At 43.1% G+C, this 16,933-nt stretch carries 17 protein-coding genes; 2 read left to right on the top strand and 15 right to left on the bottom strand.

Annotation, left to right across the window (positions count from 1 at the left end; genetic code table 11):
• Positions 1-292: 292 nt before the first annotated feature.
• Positions 293-1,099, top strand: coding sequence for a DUF5106 domain-containing protein (locus F7D47_RS01900; protein WP_194252605.1), 807 nt, complete (start codon positions 293-295; stop codon positions 1,097-1,099).
• Between the two features lie 164 nt (positions 1,100-1,263).
• Here F7D47_RS01900 and F7D47_RS01895 read toward each other — a convergent pair whose 3' ends face one another.
• The 5 genes from F7D47_RS01895 to F7D47_RS01875 all read right to left on the bottom strand — a co-directional run bounded on the left by F7D47_RS01895 (position 1,264) and on the right by F7D47_RS01875 (position 9,607).
• A complete protein-coding gene (locus tag F7D47_RS01895; protein WP_153085998.1) occupies positions 1,264-1,746 on the bottom strand; it encodes a hypothetical protein in 483 nt (160 codons plus the stop codon).
• Between the two features lie 438 nt (positions 1,747-2,184).
• Positions 2,185-3,198, bottom strand: coding sequence for a class II fructose-bisphosphate aldolase (locus F7D47_RS01890; RefSeq protein ID WP_022122161.1), 1,014 nt, complete (start codon positions 3,196-3,198; stop codon positions 2,185-2,187).
• A 262-nt stretch (positions 3,199-3,460) separates the two neighbouring features.
• Positions 3,461-4,681, bottom strand: coding sequence for a sugar MFS transporter (locus F7D47_RS01885; RefSeq protein WP_153085997.1), 1,221 nt, complete (start codon positions 4,679-4,681; stop codon positions 3,461-3,463).
• Positions 4,682-4,723: 42 nt separating this feature from the next.
• The gene (locus F7D47_RS01880; protein WP_153085996.1) at positions 4,724-6,286 is read right to left on the bottom strand and encodes a glycoside hydrolase family 43 protein; all 1,563 of its coding nucleotides are present in this window, start codon (positions 6,284-6,286) and stop codon (positions 4,724-4,726) included.
• A 279-nt stretch (positions 6,287-6,565) separates the two neighbouring features.
• Positions 6,566-9,607, bottom strand: a complete 3,042-nt coding sequence (locus tag F7D47_RS01875) for a PEP/pyruvate-binding domain-containing protein (protein ID WP_153085995.1) — start codon at positions 9,605-9,607, stop codon at positions 6,566-6,568.
• Between the two features lie 97 nt (positions 9,608-9,704).
• On the opposite strand from F7D47_RS01875, the gene F7D47_RS01870 reads away from it, so the two are divergent.
• Positions 9,705-10,256, top strand: a complete 552-nt coding sequence (locus F7D47_RS01870) for a septal ring lytic transglycosylase RlpA family protein (RefSeq protein WP_153085994.1) — start codon at positions 9,705-9,707, stop codon at positions 10,254-10,256.
• 144 nt (positions 10,257-10,400) lie between these two features.
• Here the strand turns inward: F7D47_RS01870 and F7D47_RS01865 are convergent, their stop codons facing one another.
• The 10 genes from F7D47_RS01865 to rplO form a co-directional block, all read right to left on the bottom strand.
• On the bottom strand, positions 10,401-11,225 hold the full coding sequence (locus tag F7D47_RS01865; RefSeq protein WP_153085993.1) for a glycine zipper family protein: 825 nt from the start codon (positions 11,223-11,225) through the stop codon (positions 10,401-10,403).
• Positions 11,226-11,401: 176 nt separating this feature from the next.
• Positions 11,402-11,896 (bottom strand): 50S ribosomal protein L17, encoded by a 495-nt coding sequence (gene rplQ, locus F7D47_RS01860; protein WP_022122155.1) that lies wholly within the window; start codon positions 11,894-11,896, stop codon positions 11,402-11,404.
• A 31-nt stretch (positions 11,897-11,927) separates the two neighbouring features.
• Positions 11,928-12,923 (bottom strand): DNA-directed RNA polymerase subunit alpha, encoded by a 996-nt coding sequence (locus tag F7D47_RS01855; RefSeq protein ID WP_022122154.1) that lies wholly within the window; start codon positions 12,921-12,923, stop codon positions 11,928-11,930.
• Positions 12,924-12,935: 12 nt separating this feature from the next.
• Entirely contained in the window at positions 12,936-13,541 is a 606-nt protein-coding gene (gene rpsD / locus F7D47_RS01850) for a 30S ribosomal protein S4 (protein ID WP_006848811.1), read from the bottom strand.
• A 57-nt stretch (positions 13,542-13,598) separates the two neighbouring features.
• On the bottom strand, positions 13,599-13,988 hold the full coding sequence (gene rpsK / locus F7D47_RS01845; protein WP_022122153.1) for a 30S ribosomal protein S11: 390 nt from the start codon (positions 13,986-13,988) through the stop codon (positions 13,599-13,601).
• A 21-nt stretch (positions 13,989-14,009) separates the two neighbouring features.
• The gene (gene rpsM / locus F7D47_RS01840) at positions 14,010-14,390 is read right to left on the bottom strand and encodes a 30S ribosomal protein S13 (protein ID WP_006848813.1); all 381 of its coding nucleotides are present in this window, start codon (positions 14,388-14,390) and stop codon (positions 14,010-14,012) included.
• Between the two features lie 99 nt (positions 14,391-14,489).
• A complete protein-coding gene (gene rpmJ / locus F7D47_RS01835) occupies positions 14,490-14,606 on the bottom strand; it encodes a 50S ribosomal protein L36 (RefSeq protein ID WP_006848814.1) in 117 nt (38 codons plus the stop codon).
• Positions 14,607-14,623: 17 nt separating this feature from the next.
• Positions 14,624-14,842 (bottom strand): translation initiation factor IF-1, encoded by a 219-nt coding sequence (gene infA / locus F7D47_RS01830; RefSeq protein ID WP_006848815.1) that lies wholly within the window; start codon positions 14,840-14,842, stop codon positions 14,624-14,626.
• 289 nt (positions 14,843-15,131) lie between these two features.
• The gene (gene secY / locus F7D47_RS01825; protein ID WP_006848816.1) at positions 15,132-16,469 is read right to left on the bottom strand and encodes a preprotein translocase subunit SecY; all 1,338 of its coding nucleotides are present in this window, start codon (positions 16,467-16,469) and stop codon (positions 15,132-15,134) included.
• 4 nt (positions 16,470-16,473) lie between these two features.
• Positions 16,474-16,920 carry a 50S ribosomal protein L15 gene (gene rplO / locus F7D47_RS01820; RefSeq protein ID WP_006848817.1) on the bottom strand — a complete coding sequence of 149 codons (447 nt, stop codon included), beginning with the start codon at positions 16,918-16,920 and terminating at the stop codon, positions 16,474-16,476.
• Positions 16,921-16,933 lie beyond the last annotated feature (13 nt).

Genomic DNA, 16,933 nt, shown 5'->3' with positions numbered 1-16,933 from the left:
CGCAGAATGGAGAAGATTGAACCGCCACCGTTAAAAATGCTTATTAGGGCGTTTCCATTGGGTAATGATTTGAAAGCGTTTCTACTTCTCTAATCTGCTTTTTCCTCATTTCCTTGTCACTGCCAACTAAAGCCAACGACTGCCACAACCACTTGAAACTCAAACCAAATGCTCTATTTTGCTATTTTTTGCCTTTTTAGGCGTTCTTTTTTATAAAAAAAACTTGCCACTTTCAATTTTATTTTGTAATTTTGCACCCGTTAGTAATATTATTAATTCCAATATAAAGATGATGGCAAGATTCATATTCCTCAGTTTCTTCATGCTGGTTGGAGCCTTAGCCCCAACCAAGGCTCAGAACAGTTTCCCATACCCTGCTCTGCCAGACAGTCTGCGCAGCGTAGAGCAACGCGCAACATACCTGAGTGAGCACTATTGGGACAACTTCAACTTTTCCGACACCCTGGAACTGGCAAACAAGGAGATGGCAGAACAGGGCTTTGTCAACTTCATCGATATTCTGGCACGTTTCGACCAGGAAATAGCCCAGAAGGGGATTGCAGCCTTTACAGCCAAAGCTTACCAGCAGAAGCCATCTAAAGAGAAGTTTGAAAGCCTCATCGAGCATTATTATGAGAACCCTGAGTCGCCCATGCGCAACGACAGGGTATATGCCCTATTTCTGGAAGACATGGCTAAATCGCCATACTTCGATGTAACCGAGAAAGAAAGAATAGAATTTAAACTGAAACAGGCAAAAAAGAACTTACCTGGCACAAAGGCTACCAATATCAGTTTTATGCTGGAAGACGGCAAGCCTCATCAGTTGAGCGATTACCGGGAAAAGAAGGTTATCTTATATTTCTACGATCCTGACTGCGAGAACTGCCACAAGATATCTGCATGGCTCGACAAGCAGACAATACCAGCCGGCTTCAGTCTGCTCCGCATCGTAGCAGATAACCGTTTGAGCACGATTTACGGGCTCAAAGCCATGCCAACCATTTACCTGTTGGATAAAGAGAATAAGGTGATATTAAAAGACTGTACACCAGAACAGCTCATGGAAGCATTACGGGGAAATGAAAACAGAAAGTAAAACTAGACTGGTCGAAAGAAGCGACATCTGTTATTGAATAAACATATCATTTACTATCATTTGTCTTAACTTCGTATATTATATATCAACATACCATTCATTATAATTGTAACTTCATATCATTTATTATATATCTGAATTGCATTTTACTATTTATATGTATCTTAATTAGCTCGGGAAGAGTCATACTTCAACTTGAACTCCTCACGAACGTGATCATTGCGCTTTACAACAACCACATAGTCACCATCCTTAACTGTTCCTACCTTGGCAACAAGCGTATAATAACCATACTGACCAGACTTTCCATAAGCACCTGTTTCGGTAATGATTAACTTCTTGCCAACCAACTGAGTTGCAAACTTGATATTTGTACCTTGGTCGAAGATTACATTCTTATGAGTCAGCATCAGCTGACCACCCGGAAGAACCTTGCAAACCAACTTCTCATCATTCTCAGCCTTACTGTTAGACTCCTCGCTTACGGCAGAGCCCGCAGTCATGGAATAGCTGAGCAAAGAGAAACCTGACTCATCGGTGGTAACGCGACTAACTGTTTCACCCATTTCATCGTCAGATGCACTGCAACTAACAAATCCTATTGTCATCATAGTCATAGCGATGACCATCATAAAATACTTCTTCATAGTTATACCATTTACTAATTGTTTTCATTATCATTTAAACCTGTCATCTTCAGATTCCAGCCTTTCGGCCATTACCATCCGATGCTTTTAAAAACAAACACCTTTCGGTTTAAATCATCTTTTACAATTACACAAATGATATGTTGGGAGGAGTGATATCATTTACTATTGGTTATCATTTACTATTGCTTATCATTTACTATAGGGCTTGTACCCCTCTTACATGTCCTTTTCTTTCGTTTGTACATTGCAAATATAGGAAAAAAGTCAATAGGATGCAAGTTTTCATAGTTAAATAATGTAAAGGTTTTCATGTTATCGTGCACAATACGCATTATATGCTGACAGATTGTATGATTGCAAGAAAAAAGGGGATAAAACAAAAGCGGGAATCCTTTCGGATTCCCGCTCATATCTTGTGTTGTAAAATCTCGAAGATTAGTCGAGGTTAGCCAACTTGTTGTCAGAATGAAGAACATCCTTGATCTTGTGGCTATAGAGGTCAACCATGTACTCACGAGCCTTACCGCAGTACTGACGTGGGTCGAAGTACTCTGGGTGAAGAGCCAATGTCTCACGAACACCTGCTGTGAAAGCAAGACGAGAGTCAGAGTCGATGTTGATCTTGCAAACAGCGCTCTCAGAAGCCTTAGTCAACTGCTCCTCTGGGATACCAACTGCATCTGGCAACTTACCACCGAACTTGTTGATGATATCAACATACTCCTGAGGAACTGAAGAAGAACCGTGGAGAACGATGGGGAAACCAGGAAGCTGCTCCTCAACTGCTGCCAATACGTCGAATGCCAATGGAGGAGGAACGAGGTGACCAGTCTTAGGGTCACGTGTGCACTGCTCTGGCTTGAACTTGTAAGCACCGTGAGAAGTACCGATAGAGATAGCCAATGAATCAACACCTGTACGTGTAGCGAAATCTACAACCTCCTCAGGCTTTGTATAGTGAGACTCCTCAGCTACTACGTCATCCTCAACACCAGCGAGGACACCGAGCTCACCCTCTACAGTTACACCGAACTGATGAGCGTAGTCAACAACCTTCTTTGTCAATGCAATGTTCTCCTCGTATGGAAGTGCAGAACCGTCGATCATTACAGAAGAGAAGCCGAAATCTACACAGCTCTTACATGTCTCGAAGCTATCACCGTGATCGAGGTGAAGAACGATCTCAGGATGGTTGCAACCCAACTCCTTTGCATACTCTACAGCACCCTCTGCCAAGTAGCGGAGCAATGTAGGGTTAGCATACTTACGAGCACCCTTAGATACCTGAAGGATAACTGGTGACTTCAAGTTTGAAGAAGCCTGGATGATAGCCTGGAGCTGCTCCAAGTTATTGAAGTTGAAAGCAGGAACGGCCCAACCGCCCTTGATAGCTCTTGCGAACATGTCCTTAGTGTTCACAAGACCGATTTTCTTGTAATCTACTGCCATAATTTTACTTAATTTATTGTTTAATGAAACATTCTTTTTTTTCTTATATATAATAAGGTGTAGAACTTATGAGGCTCTTTCCTTACCGAGTGCAAATTTACCTTTTTCTTTTGAGACAACAAAATGATAATTCGATTTTTCGTGTTGCAATCGAGTTAAAAAAGTTAATTCCGCACCAATACCCTACAAAACACAAAGCTTTTGCTAAACGCAGTTAGCAATTTAACATCTTTATATTTACATCTTTCTGCCCAACCGCCAGTTACTTCTTGGCAAGTTTATATTCACGAGCCGCATAAGCCAGAACGATGACAAATCCTACGAGCGGTACCAGGAAAGGAAGCGTGAAATGAGTACGGTCGGCGATGAGTCCCATCAACAGGAAACCGCAACCTCCTATTGGCGTCATCATCAGAAGCGAAGAGGCTGTCTTGGTAAGATTGCCCAACCCCGTGAGGGCGATACTGAAGATGGTAGGGAACATGATGGCCTCGAACATATAGTTGCAAAGCAGGGCTACCAGCGATAGCTTACCCAGATTTGACAGGACTAAAAGTATACAGACAACACACCCCAAAGCGCAGATCAGCAACATCGATGTTGCCTTGATTCGGCGCATAATCCAGGAGCCGAGGAATCTGCCTACCATAAAGAATGCCAGCGCACAAGTCAGGGCTACGGAAGCCGTACGGTCGTCCATCCATTTCATGCCCGTAACGAAATTGATGAAGTAGGAATTGATTGAAATCTCTGCCACTTCATAGCTCAGCAAAGCCAGAAGTCCAAACACGAACATCTTGTGATGGGAAAAGAGTTTGCTGATATTAGAACCGGCTGCCTCATCTTCTGCTGTTGCCACATGACTGATTTCCGGTAAATCTACACGTGAGAAGACCAGAGCTATCACCAAAACCAGAATACCCAGAATGGTATAAGGCACCACCACATTGCCGCCCTCTTCGGTCTGATTAAACAGGAACTGACCGATGCAAAGTGTGGCGAAAATGCCACCCAATCCATTAAACGACTGCGATAAATTCAGTCGGCTGGTAGCTGTTTCCTTGGCACCCAGTTCGGTAACATAGGGATTGGCGGCTGTTTCCAGAAACACCAAACCGCACCCGATAATGAAAAGGCAGAGCAGGAATGCAGAGAAACTGCCCACCGTAGCACCCGGGATAAAGAGCAAGGCGCCCACACCAAAGAGGAGCAGACCGAAGACTACTCCACGGCGATAACCATACCGGTTGATAAAAAAGCCAGCAGGTATTGCCATCAGGAAATAACCCAGATAGGTGGTAACCTGAATAAGGGCGGAATGAGTAATACTGATGTGCAGAGCATTCTGGAAGTGCTTGTTGAGTACATCCAGAATGGCACGAGCGAAGCCCCACAAAAAGAAGAGCGACGTAATGAGAATGAACGGGACAAGATATTTCCTGTCGGTTGTCTGATTTGTTTCTGTCTGTTGTTCTGTTAACATTTTATTTATCTTTTCTTCTATAAAGAGTTATAGAAATACATTTTATTTTTCGTTGTAATGGAAATAGCCAAAGTCGGCATATCCACTCTTTTCCTTGCCTTCTGCAAACATACCGAGAACCACGCCTGTAAATCCACCGGCAACCTCAGTACTCATCAGGGAACAGTTCATGGAACCCAAGTCATGGAATTTCTTTCCATCAAAAGAATAGGCAAAACGGTACATCTCGCCATCGCTGCTGATACGCAACCTTACGGCGTCTTTGCGCAAACGGGGAACGCTTTTCACAACATAGTCGATGCTTTTCAGTTTGCAGCGCAAAGCCACCTGTTTCTTTGAAACGAAGAGGTCGAGATGACCATCATGAATCTGATAGACAGACAGACCTGCCTCTGCATCACCTTTCGTTACGACATCCGTCTCCAGGATAAAGTTGGCACTCTCCTGCCTGCGCCCCACAAAGGTAGGCTGCAGATTCTGCGTCAGGGTTCCATGAGGATAAAGACGCACGAAGAACTTCTCATCCACGGCCATCGTATCATTACGCAGATAATTGTCAGGAATAGGATTCTGCAACTGTACCCATTCGAAAGATCCGCTCGTCGGTGCATCCTCTGCATCTGCATCAAGATGCTTTTCCAAAGGAACACCAGGCAACAGTTTAGCCTTCATCAAAGTATCTGCAGGCAATCCACCGTTCACAACAGGCCATTCTCCCTCCTTCCACTCCACAGGAGCCAGGTAGGTTTCTCTTCCGAGATGATGATAAGAACCGCCAAAGTTGCGATAGGCTAGGAATACCATCCACCAGCTTCCGTCGGCAGCTTGAACCAAGTCGCCATGACCGGTACCCTGAATCTGCATCGATTGTCCCAGACGGCTGCAGTTGGTAAGAAGCGGATTGTTCGGATTACTCTCGTAAGGTCCCTCGATATTCCTGCTCCGGGCGATAGTAAGACGATGCGCCAGTTCGGTTCCACCTTCTGAAATGAGAAGATAGTAATAGCCATCTTTCTTATAAATATGCGGTCCTTCAGGATAGCGTCCGCCATCCCCCTGCCACAGTTTCCTGCTCTCTGTAAGCTGTTCGCCCGTCTTTGGGTTTATCTCACAGAGCCAGATGGCATCGCCCGGATTGCTCACCATGTAGCATTTTCCGTTTTCGAAATAAAGCGAAGGATCGATGCCCTGCTGCTTCAGCCAGACAGGCTCGCTCCAAGGACCACGGGGATCTTTGGCTGTAACCATGAAGTTGCCGCCGTTGCCTACATTGGTTGTTATCATATAATAAGTTCCCTCATGATAGCGGATGGCAGGTGCATAGATGCCTAGCCACGAACTGGCACCCTTCAAGGGAACCTGACTCTCGCGGTCGAGCACATTACCAATCTGCTGCCAATGAACCAAATCCTTACTCTGGAAGATCGGCACACCAGGGAAATACTGGAATGAAGAGTTGACGAGATAGAATGTATCTCCTACCCGACACACGGATGGGTCGGGATGATAACCCGGAATAACCGGATTACGATACTCCTCTGCTGATACCGGCAAGCATATCAATACCAGCATCCATAATAGTACAAACAGTTTATGCTTCTTCATAAGGCATTCATTTTAGACGGGAACAAAGGTAAGGCTTTTCGATGGAAATTCCAAACTTTCCCAGTATTATTTGTTGTTTATATCAAATAAAATTGTCTTTACTGCTAGATGAAATCTCCGTTCATAGACGTTGAACGGCGGTTCAACGTCTTTGAACGGCGGTTCAACGTCGCTGAACGGACATTCAACGTCGATGAACGAAGATTTTATTCTACTGTAAATACATCTTTAACTAGAAATAGAACGTTTCTGATGTCTATTCAGAGACAACTCTTCCCGTCATTCCTTCGGAATCAAGACGGCTCCTTCCTGCTTCTTTCCATCCATCAGAATTCTCATCGGGTGCTCAAAGCGTACATGACGGACATATTGCGTCTCCTCTACAGCCGGCATTGCATCCAGGATTTCCTTATTTACAAAGCCGCCTTCACCGGTATTTGTATCTACCGTAAAGTATCCCACGCCAAAAGAGGTGAGGTTCTGGAAGAAGTGAGTACCCTGACTAGGATCGATATTGTAATTCTTCAGAGCCACCTCTACGATAACCCGGGCTGCGCTGATATGCGGCCATTTTACAGGTACACCCAGATAATGGTCGCTGGAGCCCCAACGGCCAGGACCTATCAGCACATAGTTCTTGCCGTCAGCAAGGAACTTGCGATTGATTCGTTCTATATCATCGGCTACATAAAAATTATTCATCGCAGAGAAGTGGTCATCATACTTCACATAAACCACATCAACCACATCTTCGCTGATGCCATGACCCAGCGAATTGTGCGAACGCAACAGGCAGTCGGAATCAGGGATAGCCTTCACATCTTCATCAAGCATCTCCTTGGCATCAACGATAGGACGAATCTGAAGAAGATAGAATTCGCAAGTCCTGTCATTATTGATATTGCAGGCAAACTCTATCTCCACAGGTCTGCGCATAGCCCCTGCTCCATACTTCATCGACATCTGCAGTATCTCTGGCAAAGGCACCACTCCATGCTGGAGCACACTTGAGAAGGTTATCAGTTTGCGGCCATTCTCATAGACTCCATCATTGATGACCTGATCGTATGGATCGAAAGTAGATGCGATATAGGTAAGACTCTGGTCTTCTACGGCATCCTTCACCCGGAGTTTGAGGATATTAAAGCCATCGTCTACCTTGAAATCATTGCCCACATGCTTCATATCCAGCGCATAGAACTGGGTCTGGGTGTCGCGCAGAGCCAGCTCGGTTTCAGATGTCTGGAGCACCTGATTCGGATGGTAAGGACAAACACGAAGGGTCTGACCTCCATCTACGATATATTTACCCAAGCCCAAGGCCAGACTGGCTATACCCTCTTCAGCCTCTTCATCACCTATCGGATAATAATTGAGCGAACGGAGCACACCGCTCATGGTAGGATAAAACCTTGTACCATAGTCTTTACCCACAACCTGCTGCAAGATAACAGCCATCTTTTCCTGATCGATGACATTGCTCGTTGCGGTCATGTAAGCCTTCGAGTCGCGATAGAACACAGAAGCATAGACACCCTTGATGGCACAGGCCAGCATCTGCAGCATCTGATACTTATCTTCCAGATACGGAATCATATAGGTAGAATAAATACCGGCAAACGGCTGATAGTGGGCATCTTCGAGCAGCGAACTTGAACGGATTGCGATAGGACTCCTGGTTGCCTCAAAGAAGGTGAAGAAGTCGGCTATCAGCGAATCGGGCAGCTGGGCATGCAGGAAGTGCTTCAGAATCTCATCGTCGCTAGCATCACTCAAAGCTATCGGATAGAGATTGTTGCTCATCATGAACTCGTCGAAGATATCGGTACAGAGCACCACGGTCTTCGGAATCTGAACGGTGGCATTCTCATACTGGTTGAATTCAGGATGGCGCTTGATGATGTTGTCGAGGAAGGCAAGACCTCTACCCTTTCCGCCCAGGGAGCCTTCTCCGATACGGGCAAAGTGGGCATACTTGTCAAACTTCATGCGGTCGAAAACAGCCACTACACCGATGTTTTTCATGTGACGATACTGCACGATGGCATCGAAGATAATCTGTCGGTGAGCATCTACATCCTGCAATTTTTCCCAGGTAACATGCTTCAGGAAAGCTGATACAGGGAAGATGGCACGAGCACAAAGCCAACGGCTCATATGGTTGCGGCTGATATGATAGAGCATGGAATCATTCGGAATATTGAAGATGTTATCCTGCAATTCCTTCAAACTATGAATGCGCATAATCTCCTCATGAGTCTTAGGATCACGGAATATGAAATCGCCAAAGCCCATGTGCTCTTCCATCAGACGGCGAAGATCTACGCTCATCTTCTTCGAGTTCTTGTCAACAAAGCGGAAACCTTCTGCCTCTGCCTTCGCACGGTTCTCACTTTCTGAACTTTCTATGATAAGCGGAACGAAAGGATCGTTCTTCCTGATATAACGGAAGAGTTGCAAACCTGCATCTGGACATTTCTCGCGACCGAAAGTATCCGTACGATGCTTAGGCTTCTCTTCAGGCATCACCTCATTACCAAAAGCTTTGGCAGCACTCTTTAACGGGAAACGTGCATCGCTGATTACACCCAACGTGTTATCAGAATACTTGTCATACAGTTTCTGGGCTTCCTCGTAAGTACGAGCCAAGACCACCTTAGGACGGCCACGCATACGCATGGTAGCCGCATGCCGGTTCAGAGCCTCCTGAGAAAAGTTCTTGCTCTGCTCCAATATATAATTATAGAGATTAGGCAATATAGAACTGTAGAAACGGATAGAATCTTCTACCAGGAGAATCATCTGCACGCCTGCTTCCTGTATGTCATGTTCAAGATTCATCTTATCCTCTATCAGCTTGATGATAGAAAGAATAAGATTGGTGTTGCCAAGCCAGCAGAAGACATAATCGAAGATACTCAAGTCTTCATTCTGCATACGCTTGGTAATGCCATGAGAGAAAGGCGTAAGAACAACACAATGGATATTGGGAAACTTACCCTTGATGTCGCGCGCTACGTCGAAGGCATCATTATCAGCATTGCCAGGCATGCAAATCACCAGATCAATGACGGTAGAACGCAGCACGGCAGCAGCCTCTTCGGTAGTAGAAACCTGAGTAAAGGTTGGCGGATAGCGGAGACCCAGCTCCATATATTCATTATATATCTTCTCTTCGATACGTCCATCATCTTCAAGCATGAACGCATCGTAAGGATTGGCTACAATCAGTACATTGTAGATACGGCGCATCATCAGATTCACAAACGATACGTCCTTCAAGTAGAATTTATTCCACTCCTGAGGTATATTATTTTCCATAAATGAAGTTAAAGTTTGTGCAAAGATACTGATTTTCTGAGATTTACTTGCATCTTTCAACATTTTTTTTTATATTTGTGCCATAAAATATGAAGATATGGTTACAAAATCTTTCATCACAGCCTTCTTGGCTATATTCAGCCTGGTTCCATGCTACGGACAAAAGCACCAGCACGGCAAGGCATCATATTACTCTAAAAGAGCAACAGGTGCCCGTTCTGCAAGCGGCCAGAGAATACATCATGACAGTTTAACATGTGCACATCGGTTTTATCCCTTCGGAACGCACCTCAAGGTTACAAACCTTAGCAATGGCAAGAGTACTATCGTAAAAGTCATCGACAGAGGTCCGTTTGGAAGAGGTAGAATCATCGACCTATCATGGAAGGCTGCAAAAGAAATTGGTATGATAGCACAAGGTGTAGCAACCGTAAAAGTTGAAATGATGGAAAACCCGATTCCTTACAAGCCAGAAGACACAAAATTGCCTAAGATTGATTTCGAAGTGGCTGAAACGGAATATGAATTTCCAAACAAATGGGGAACTACTGACAGGAATAAGGAAAATCATCACAGCAGTAAAAAAGAAACAAATAAAATTACTTCAAAGGTAATAAATAAAACAGAGCACCATAAAAGCAAAGAGTAACCAAGGCTGAACTAAAAAAGCACAATACAGATAAAGCAAAAAGTAAAGGCGAGAATCATCATTGATTCTCGCCTTTACCTTTTTATATATAACAGAATCCTAAAATAAGATACTATCATACAAATACATGATCTTACCGGAATCTTATCTGGATTTTGTCGGAATATCAAACTGATTAATCTTGGAAATCGTCTTACCGCCTTGTATCACAGAAACACAGAAACAAGCTGTACCATTTTTCAAACGGTTATCAGCCTTGACCATTGCTGTATAGCGAATCACATGACCAGGAGCAATACTTTCTACATGAACGCTTGGAGATATGAAAATATGCTTATTGCCAGTGGTCTCAATAACGGTTGGAACTACATCATACAACGTGTGAGCTCCGTTATTTCGGATTTCAAAAATAACCTTGGCTGTTTCATTCCGATTCAAAGTATTGTCCTCATTTGAATCAACAAAACGAGCATTCATGATTTCCAAAGAGGATGAATAGGCATAATTCTGACCAAGTTCTTCCAGTGTAGAACTTGGAATAGTGGCAACAGGCTGCTGAGCACTATAACTTCCGGTATAATCCCTATCATTGAAATCATAAATCCTATCATCCCCCGAATTAGTTGAATCAAAGATTTCGTCATTGGAATAAACAGGTGAAGATTGCTGATAAACTCCATCCTGATAAGAATGATGATCATGGTGTGATCTATCCCGATAAACAGATTCTCTTTGCTGCTGGGATTTCTGGTCAGCCTGACTACCTATTGCCGCTCCAACTGCAGCACCGCCAGCCATGCCGATAATAGTACCCATATCAGAACCTCTAGGACCACCAGACAAGCCACCGATAGCAGAACCAAGAATAGAACCAAATGTGGCACCAGCATAAGCGCCACTTCCCGTATAAGTATCGCAGCTACTCAACAGCAAAGAAGAGCAAGCTACAAAAAGCATAATCTTTTTCATCTTCATTAAGCTTTAAATTTCTGCTGCAAAGATACAAAGAACTAAAAGAATAAAAACAAAAAAATCCCTAATAATGATTAGGAAAAACCCTAAAAGAGCAGATAGTTTTGAAAAAGGGACAAAAAAAGCGCCCTTGTCAAGACAAGGACGCTAAATTTATCTGAGATGATTGAAAATTATTCAGCCTTTGGAGCCTCCTCAGTTGCAGGAGCCTCAGTCTCAGCTACAGGAGCCTCTTCAGCCTTTGTTGCCTTACGACTACGACGAGTCTTCTTAGCAGCAGCCTTCTGAGTCTTAGCCATATTCTCATCAAAGTCAACGAGCTCGATGAAAGCAATCTCAGCTGCATCACCCTGACGGGTACCCAACTTGATTACGCGAGTGTAACCACCTGGACGGTTAGCTACCTTCTCAGCTACCTCACCGAAGAGAGCCTTAACAGCATACTTATTCTGAAGATAACGGAAAACTACACGACGTGAAGTTGTTGTATCGTTCTTAGAACGAGTAATCAATGGCTCAACATACTTCTTAAGAGCCTTTGCCTTTGCGAGGGTCGTAGTGATTCTTTTGTGCTCGCTCAAGATAAGTGATGAAGCCATGTTAGCCAACATCGCGTTACGATGAGAAGCAGTACGACCTAAATGGTTGAATTTCTTATTATGTCTCATTTTTTGTTTTTGCTTTTTGGACTACGAACCTTTAAGATTCCTTGTCTAATTTATACTTTGAAATATCAGTTCCAAAAGACAGATTCAGACTCTCGAGCAAATCATCAAGCTCTGAGAGCGATTTCTTACCAAAGTTGCGGAACTTCAAGAGGTCAGTCTTGTTAAACTGAACCAAATCACCAAGAGTCTCAACATCAGCTGCCTTCAAGCAGTTGAGGGCACGAACACTAAGATTCATGTCTACGAGACGAGTCTTAAGCAACTGGCGCATATGAAGAACCTCTTCATCAAACTCCTGATTGCTCTCCTGATCCTGAGTCTCAAGAGTAATCTTCTCATCAGAGAAGAGCATGAAGTGATAAATAAGAATCTTCGCAGCCTCTTTCAGTGCATCCTTTGGACTAATGGAACCATCTGTTGTAATTTCAAGCACGAGCTTATCATAGTCGGTCTTTTGCTCAACACGATATGGTTCTACAGCGTACTTTACATTACGGATAGGGGTGTAGATGGAATCGATTGGGAGAACGTTAACGTCAGTGCAGAATTGACGATTCTCATCAGCAGGAACATAACCACGTCCCTTATTAATAGTCAAATCGATCTGCATCGAAGCTTTGGCATCTAAATGACAAATCACCAAATCAGGGTTTAACACTTCAAATCCAGTCAGATACTTACCGATATCACCTGCTTTGAATTCTGTAGAATTCTCAACGGTGATACTAACTTTCTCATTCTCGAATTCTTCTACTACTTGCTTGAATCGAACTTGTTTGAGATTCAAGATAATGTTAGTAACATCTTCCTTTACACCAGGAACTGAAGAGAACTCATGCTCAACACCCGCAATGCGGATAGTGTTAACAGCATAACCCTCCAATGATGAAAGGAGAATGCGGCGCAAGGCGTTACCAATGGTAACACCGAAGCCAGGCTCCAAAGGACGGAATTCAAACTTTCCGAACTGGTTATCAGCCTCTAACATTACTACTTTATCAGGTTTTTGAAATGCTAATATCGCCATTAATGTAATGATTTATTTAGAGTACAACTCAACGATTAACTGCTCCTTAATATTCTCTGGAATGTCGGCACGCTCTGGCTTGTGCAAGAACTTACCGCTCTTTGAATTATCGTCCCACTCAATCCATGGGTACTTGCTATGATTGAAACCTGCAAGAGCTGCTTCGATAACCTCGAGAGACTTAGACTTCTCACGAACACCAACAACCATACCAGGCTTAACTGCGAATGAAGGGATATTAACTACCTTACCATCAACAACGATGTGCTTGTGACCAACCAACTGACGCGCAGCAGCACGTGTTGGAGCGATACCAAGACGGAATACAACGTTATCAAGACGGCACTCGAGATTCTGAAGAAGAACCTCACCAGTAATACCATCAGCCTTAGCAGCCTTATCAAACATATTACGGAACTGACGCTCTAATACACCATAAGTGTACTTAGCTTTCTGCTTCTCTGCCAACATGACACCGTACTCAGACATCTTACGACGACGGTTGTTGCCATGCTGTCCAGGAGGGAAGTTTCTCTTGGACAAAACTTTGTCAGCGCCGAAGATTGGCTCACCAAAACGACGCGCAATTTTAGATTTCGGACCTATATATCTAGCCATAATATTATATAAATGCTATATTGTTTGTATCTTAATTAATAATGCTAACCTCAAGCGTTATACACGACGACGCTTTGGAGGACGGCAACCATTGTGTGGTAATGGAGTTACGTCAACGATTTCAGTAACCTCGATACCTGCACCGTGAATAGCACGGATAGCAGACTCACGACCATTACCTGGACCCTTAACATAAGCCTTAACCTTACGAAGACCAAGATCAAAAGCGACCTTTGCACAATCCTCTGCAGCCATCTGAGCAGCATAAGGAGTATTCTTCTTAGAACCACGGAAACCCATCTTACCAGCAGAAGACCAAGAAATGATCTGACCCTCATTGTTAGCAAGAGATACAATAATGTTATTGAATGAGCTATGAACGTGAAGCTGACCGATAGCGTCAACGCGTACATTTCTCTTCTTAGATGTTGCTTTTTGCTTTGCCATAATTAATTTCCTCCTTCAGAATTACTTAGTAGCCTTCTTCTTATTAGCAACAGTCTTCTTCTTACCCTTACGTGTACGAGCATTATTCTTTGTGCTCTGACCGCGAACTGGAAGACCATTACGATGTCTAACTCCACGATAGCAACCAATATCCATCAGTCGCTTAATGTTCATCTGGATCTCTGAACGGAGATCACCTTCAACTTTGAACTCAGCGCCGATAATTTCACGGATCTTAGCTGCCTGGTCATCAGACCACTCGCTAACCTTCAGGTCACGGTTTACACCGGCCTTATCCAATATCTTTGCTGAACTACTTCGACCAATACCGTAGATATAGGTCAATGCGATTTCGCCACGCTTATTCTGGGGCAAATCTACTCCAACAATTCTTATTGCCATTGTTTAAATAAATAATTAAAAAATTAATACCTTTCGTTTAAAGCGGTGCAAAAGTACAACTATTTTTTGAAATAACGGCACTTTTACAATACTTTAACATTAACCCTGACGTAATTTCATCTTAGGGTTCTTCTTGTTGATAACGAACAGACGACCTTTACGACGAACGATCTTACAGTCAGCTGAACGCTTCTTTAATGATGCTCTTGTCTTCATAACCTTATATATGATTATTATTTGTATCTAAAAACAATTCTACCTTTGGTAAGGTCATATGGACTCATCTCCACCTTTACCTTATCACCAGGTAAAATCTTGATGTAATGCATTCTCATCTTACCAGAGATATGAGCTGTGATGTCAACTCCATTCTCTAATTCTACTCGGAACATCGCATTTGACAATGCTTCTACAATTGTTCCATCTTGCTCAATAGCGGCTTGTTTTGCCATAATATAAATATTTGTCCTTCTTAATGTTAAACTTCTACGAATGAAGATAAAATTGTGCTTTATCTTTTCGAGCAACTTTGTGCCATCACTATCAGATAAAAATCATAATTAGATGACATATTAGCGGGAAAAGGCTCTCCAAGTGGATGAGGAATTACCTATCCAAATGGAGAGTCGTCTCACATAATATAGTAAATTCAAGTCAGCTTTACTTGAAGATGAAGTAAAACTGCACTCTGAATAATTTCATCTTCTGTCTTCAGAAATTTCTCATTTCAAAAGAAAAAGATTAATATGCAGCAACACCACCCTGACGCGTATGGCCTGAATTCAAAAGACCATCATAGTGGCGCATAAGCAAATGACTCTCGATTTGTTGTAATGTGTCAATGACAACACCAACCAAAATCAATAGAGATGTACCTCCAAAGAATTGAGAGAAAGCTTGCTGTACATCGAGAAGTCCTGCTAATGCAGGCATGATTGCAATAAACGCAATAAATAACGAACCTGGTAAAGTAATACGAGACATTACGGTATCAATGTACTCAGCTGTATCCTTTCCTGGTTTTACACCAGGAATGAAACCATTGTTACGTTTCATATCCTCAGCCATCTGAGTAGGATTCAATGTAATAGCTGTATAGAAATAAGTAAATGCAATAACCAAGATTACATAAACAACATTATATAGCAAGCTACGATTATCCATCAACTGCTGAACAACACTACTAGCATTTTCAGACTGATAGCGAACTATCGCCAATGGAATAAACATTAAAGCCTGTGCAAAGATGATAGGCATTACGTTAGCTGCAAAAAGCTTCAAAGGAATGTACTGACGCGCACCACCATATTGCTTATTTCCAACCAAGCGTTTAGCATACTGAACAGGGATCTTACGTGTACCTTGCACCAAAAGAATTGATGCACAGACTACAGCATAAAGGATAAGAATCTCTACAATGAACATGATAAGACCACCACCTGAAATTGCCTGCAAACGAGAAGTTACCTCCTGAACGAAAGCCTGTGGCAAACGGGCGATAATACCAATCATAATAATAAGAGAGATACCATTACCTACTCCCTTGTCAGTGATACGCTCACCTAACCAAAGGATAAACATACTTCCTGCAGCCAAGATAATTGTTGCCGGTATCATGAATACCGTCCAACTAATACCTGTGGCTAGAGCATTGGCAGCCTGCATTTTCAAATTCAAAAGGTAACTAGGAGCCTGAAAGACCAAAATGGCCACAGTCAGGACTCTAGTATACCATTGTATTTTTTTGCGGCCGCTCTCGCCCTCGCGCTGCATCTTCTGGAAATAAGGTACAGCAACAGCAAGAAGCTGCATAACGATTGAAGCTGAGATATAAGGCATAATTCCGAGTGCAAAGATAGATGCATTGGAAAATGCACCACCAGAGAACATGTCCAATAGCGACATAAGACCGCCAGAGGTCTGCGACTGAAGTTTTTCCAACATGCCCGGATTGATACCTGGAAGTACCACAAACGAGCCAAAACGGTAAATAGCCGTAAACAGAAGAGTAATGAGGAGTCTCTGACGGAGATCCTCTATCTTCCAACAGTTCTTTAGTGTCTCAATAAACTTTTTCATTTACTTAGATTATAGTTGCGTTACCACCTACTGCCTTGATTGCTTCTTCGGCAGTCTTTGAGAAAGCATTAGCTTCAACTTCCAATTTTGCTTTAAGTTCACCGTTACCGAGAACCTTTACAAGCTCCTTGCCGTTTGTGAGGCCAGCAGCCTTAAGTTCCTCAATACCGATTTTAGTAAGGTTCTTTGCTTCAGCAAGAGCCTGAAGAGTTGAAAGGTTTACTGCGAAGTACTCCTTATGGTTGATATTCTTAAAACCAGCCTTTGGAACACGACGCTGCAATGGCATCTGACCACCTTCGAAACCAATCTTTCTCTTATAACCAGAACGAGCCTTGGCACCCTTATGACCACGTGTAGAAGTACCACCGAGACCAGAACCTGGACCACGACCAATACGACGACGTGAATGGGTAGAACCTGCAGCAGGTTTCAAATTATTTAATTTCATAATCGTTCCTAAT

This window comes from Segatella copri (genome assembly GCF_009494835.1).
Taxonomy (GTDB): Bacteria; Bacteroidota; Bacteroidia; order Bacteroidales; family Bacteroidaceae; genus Prevotella; species Prevotella copri_F.
Note: the sequence above shows the minus strand (reverse complement) of the source record. Positions and strands in the feature narration are given on the sequence as shown.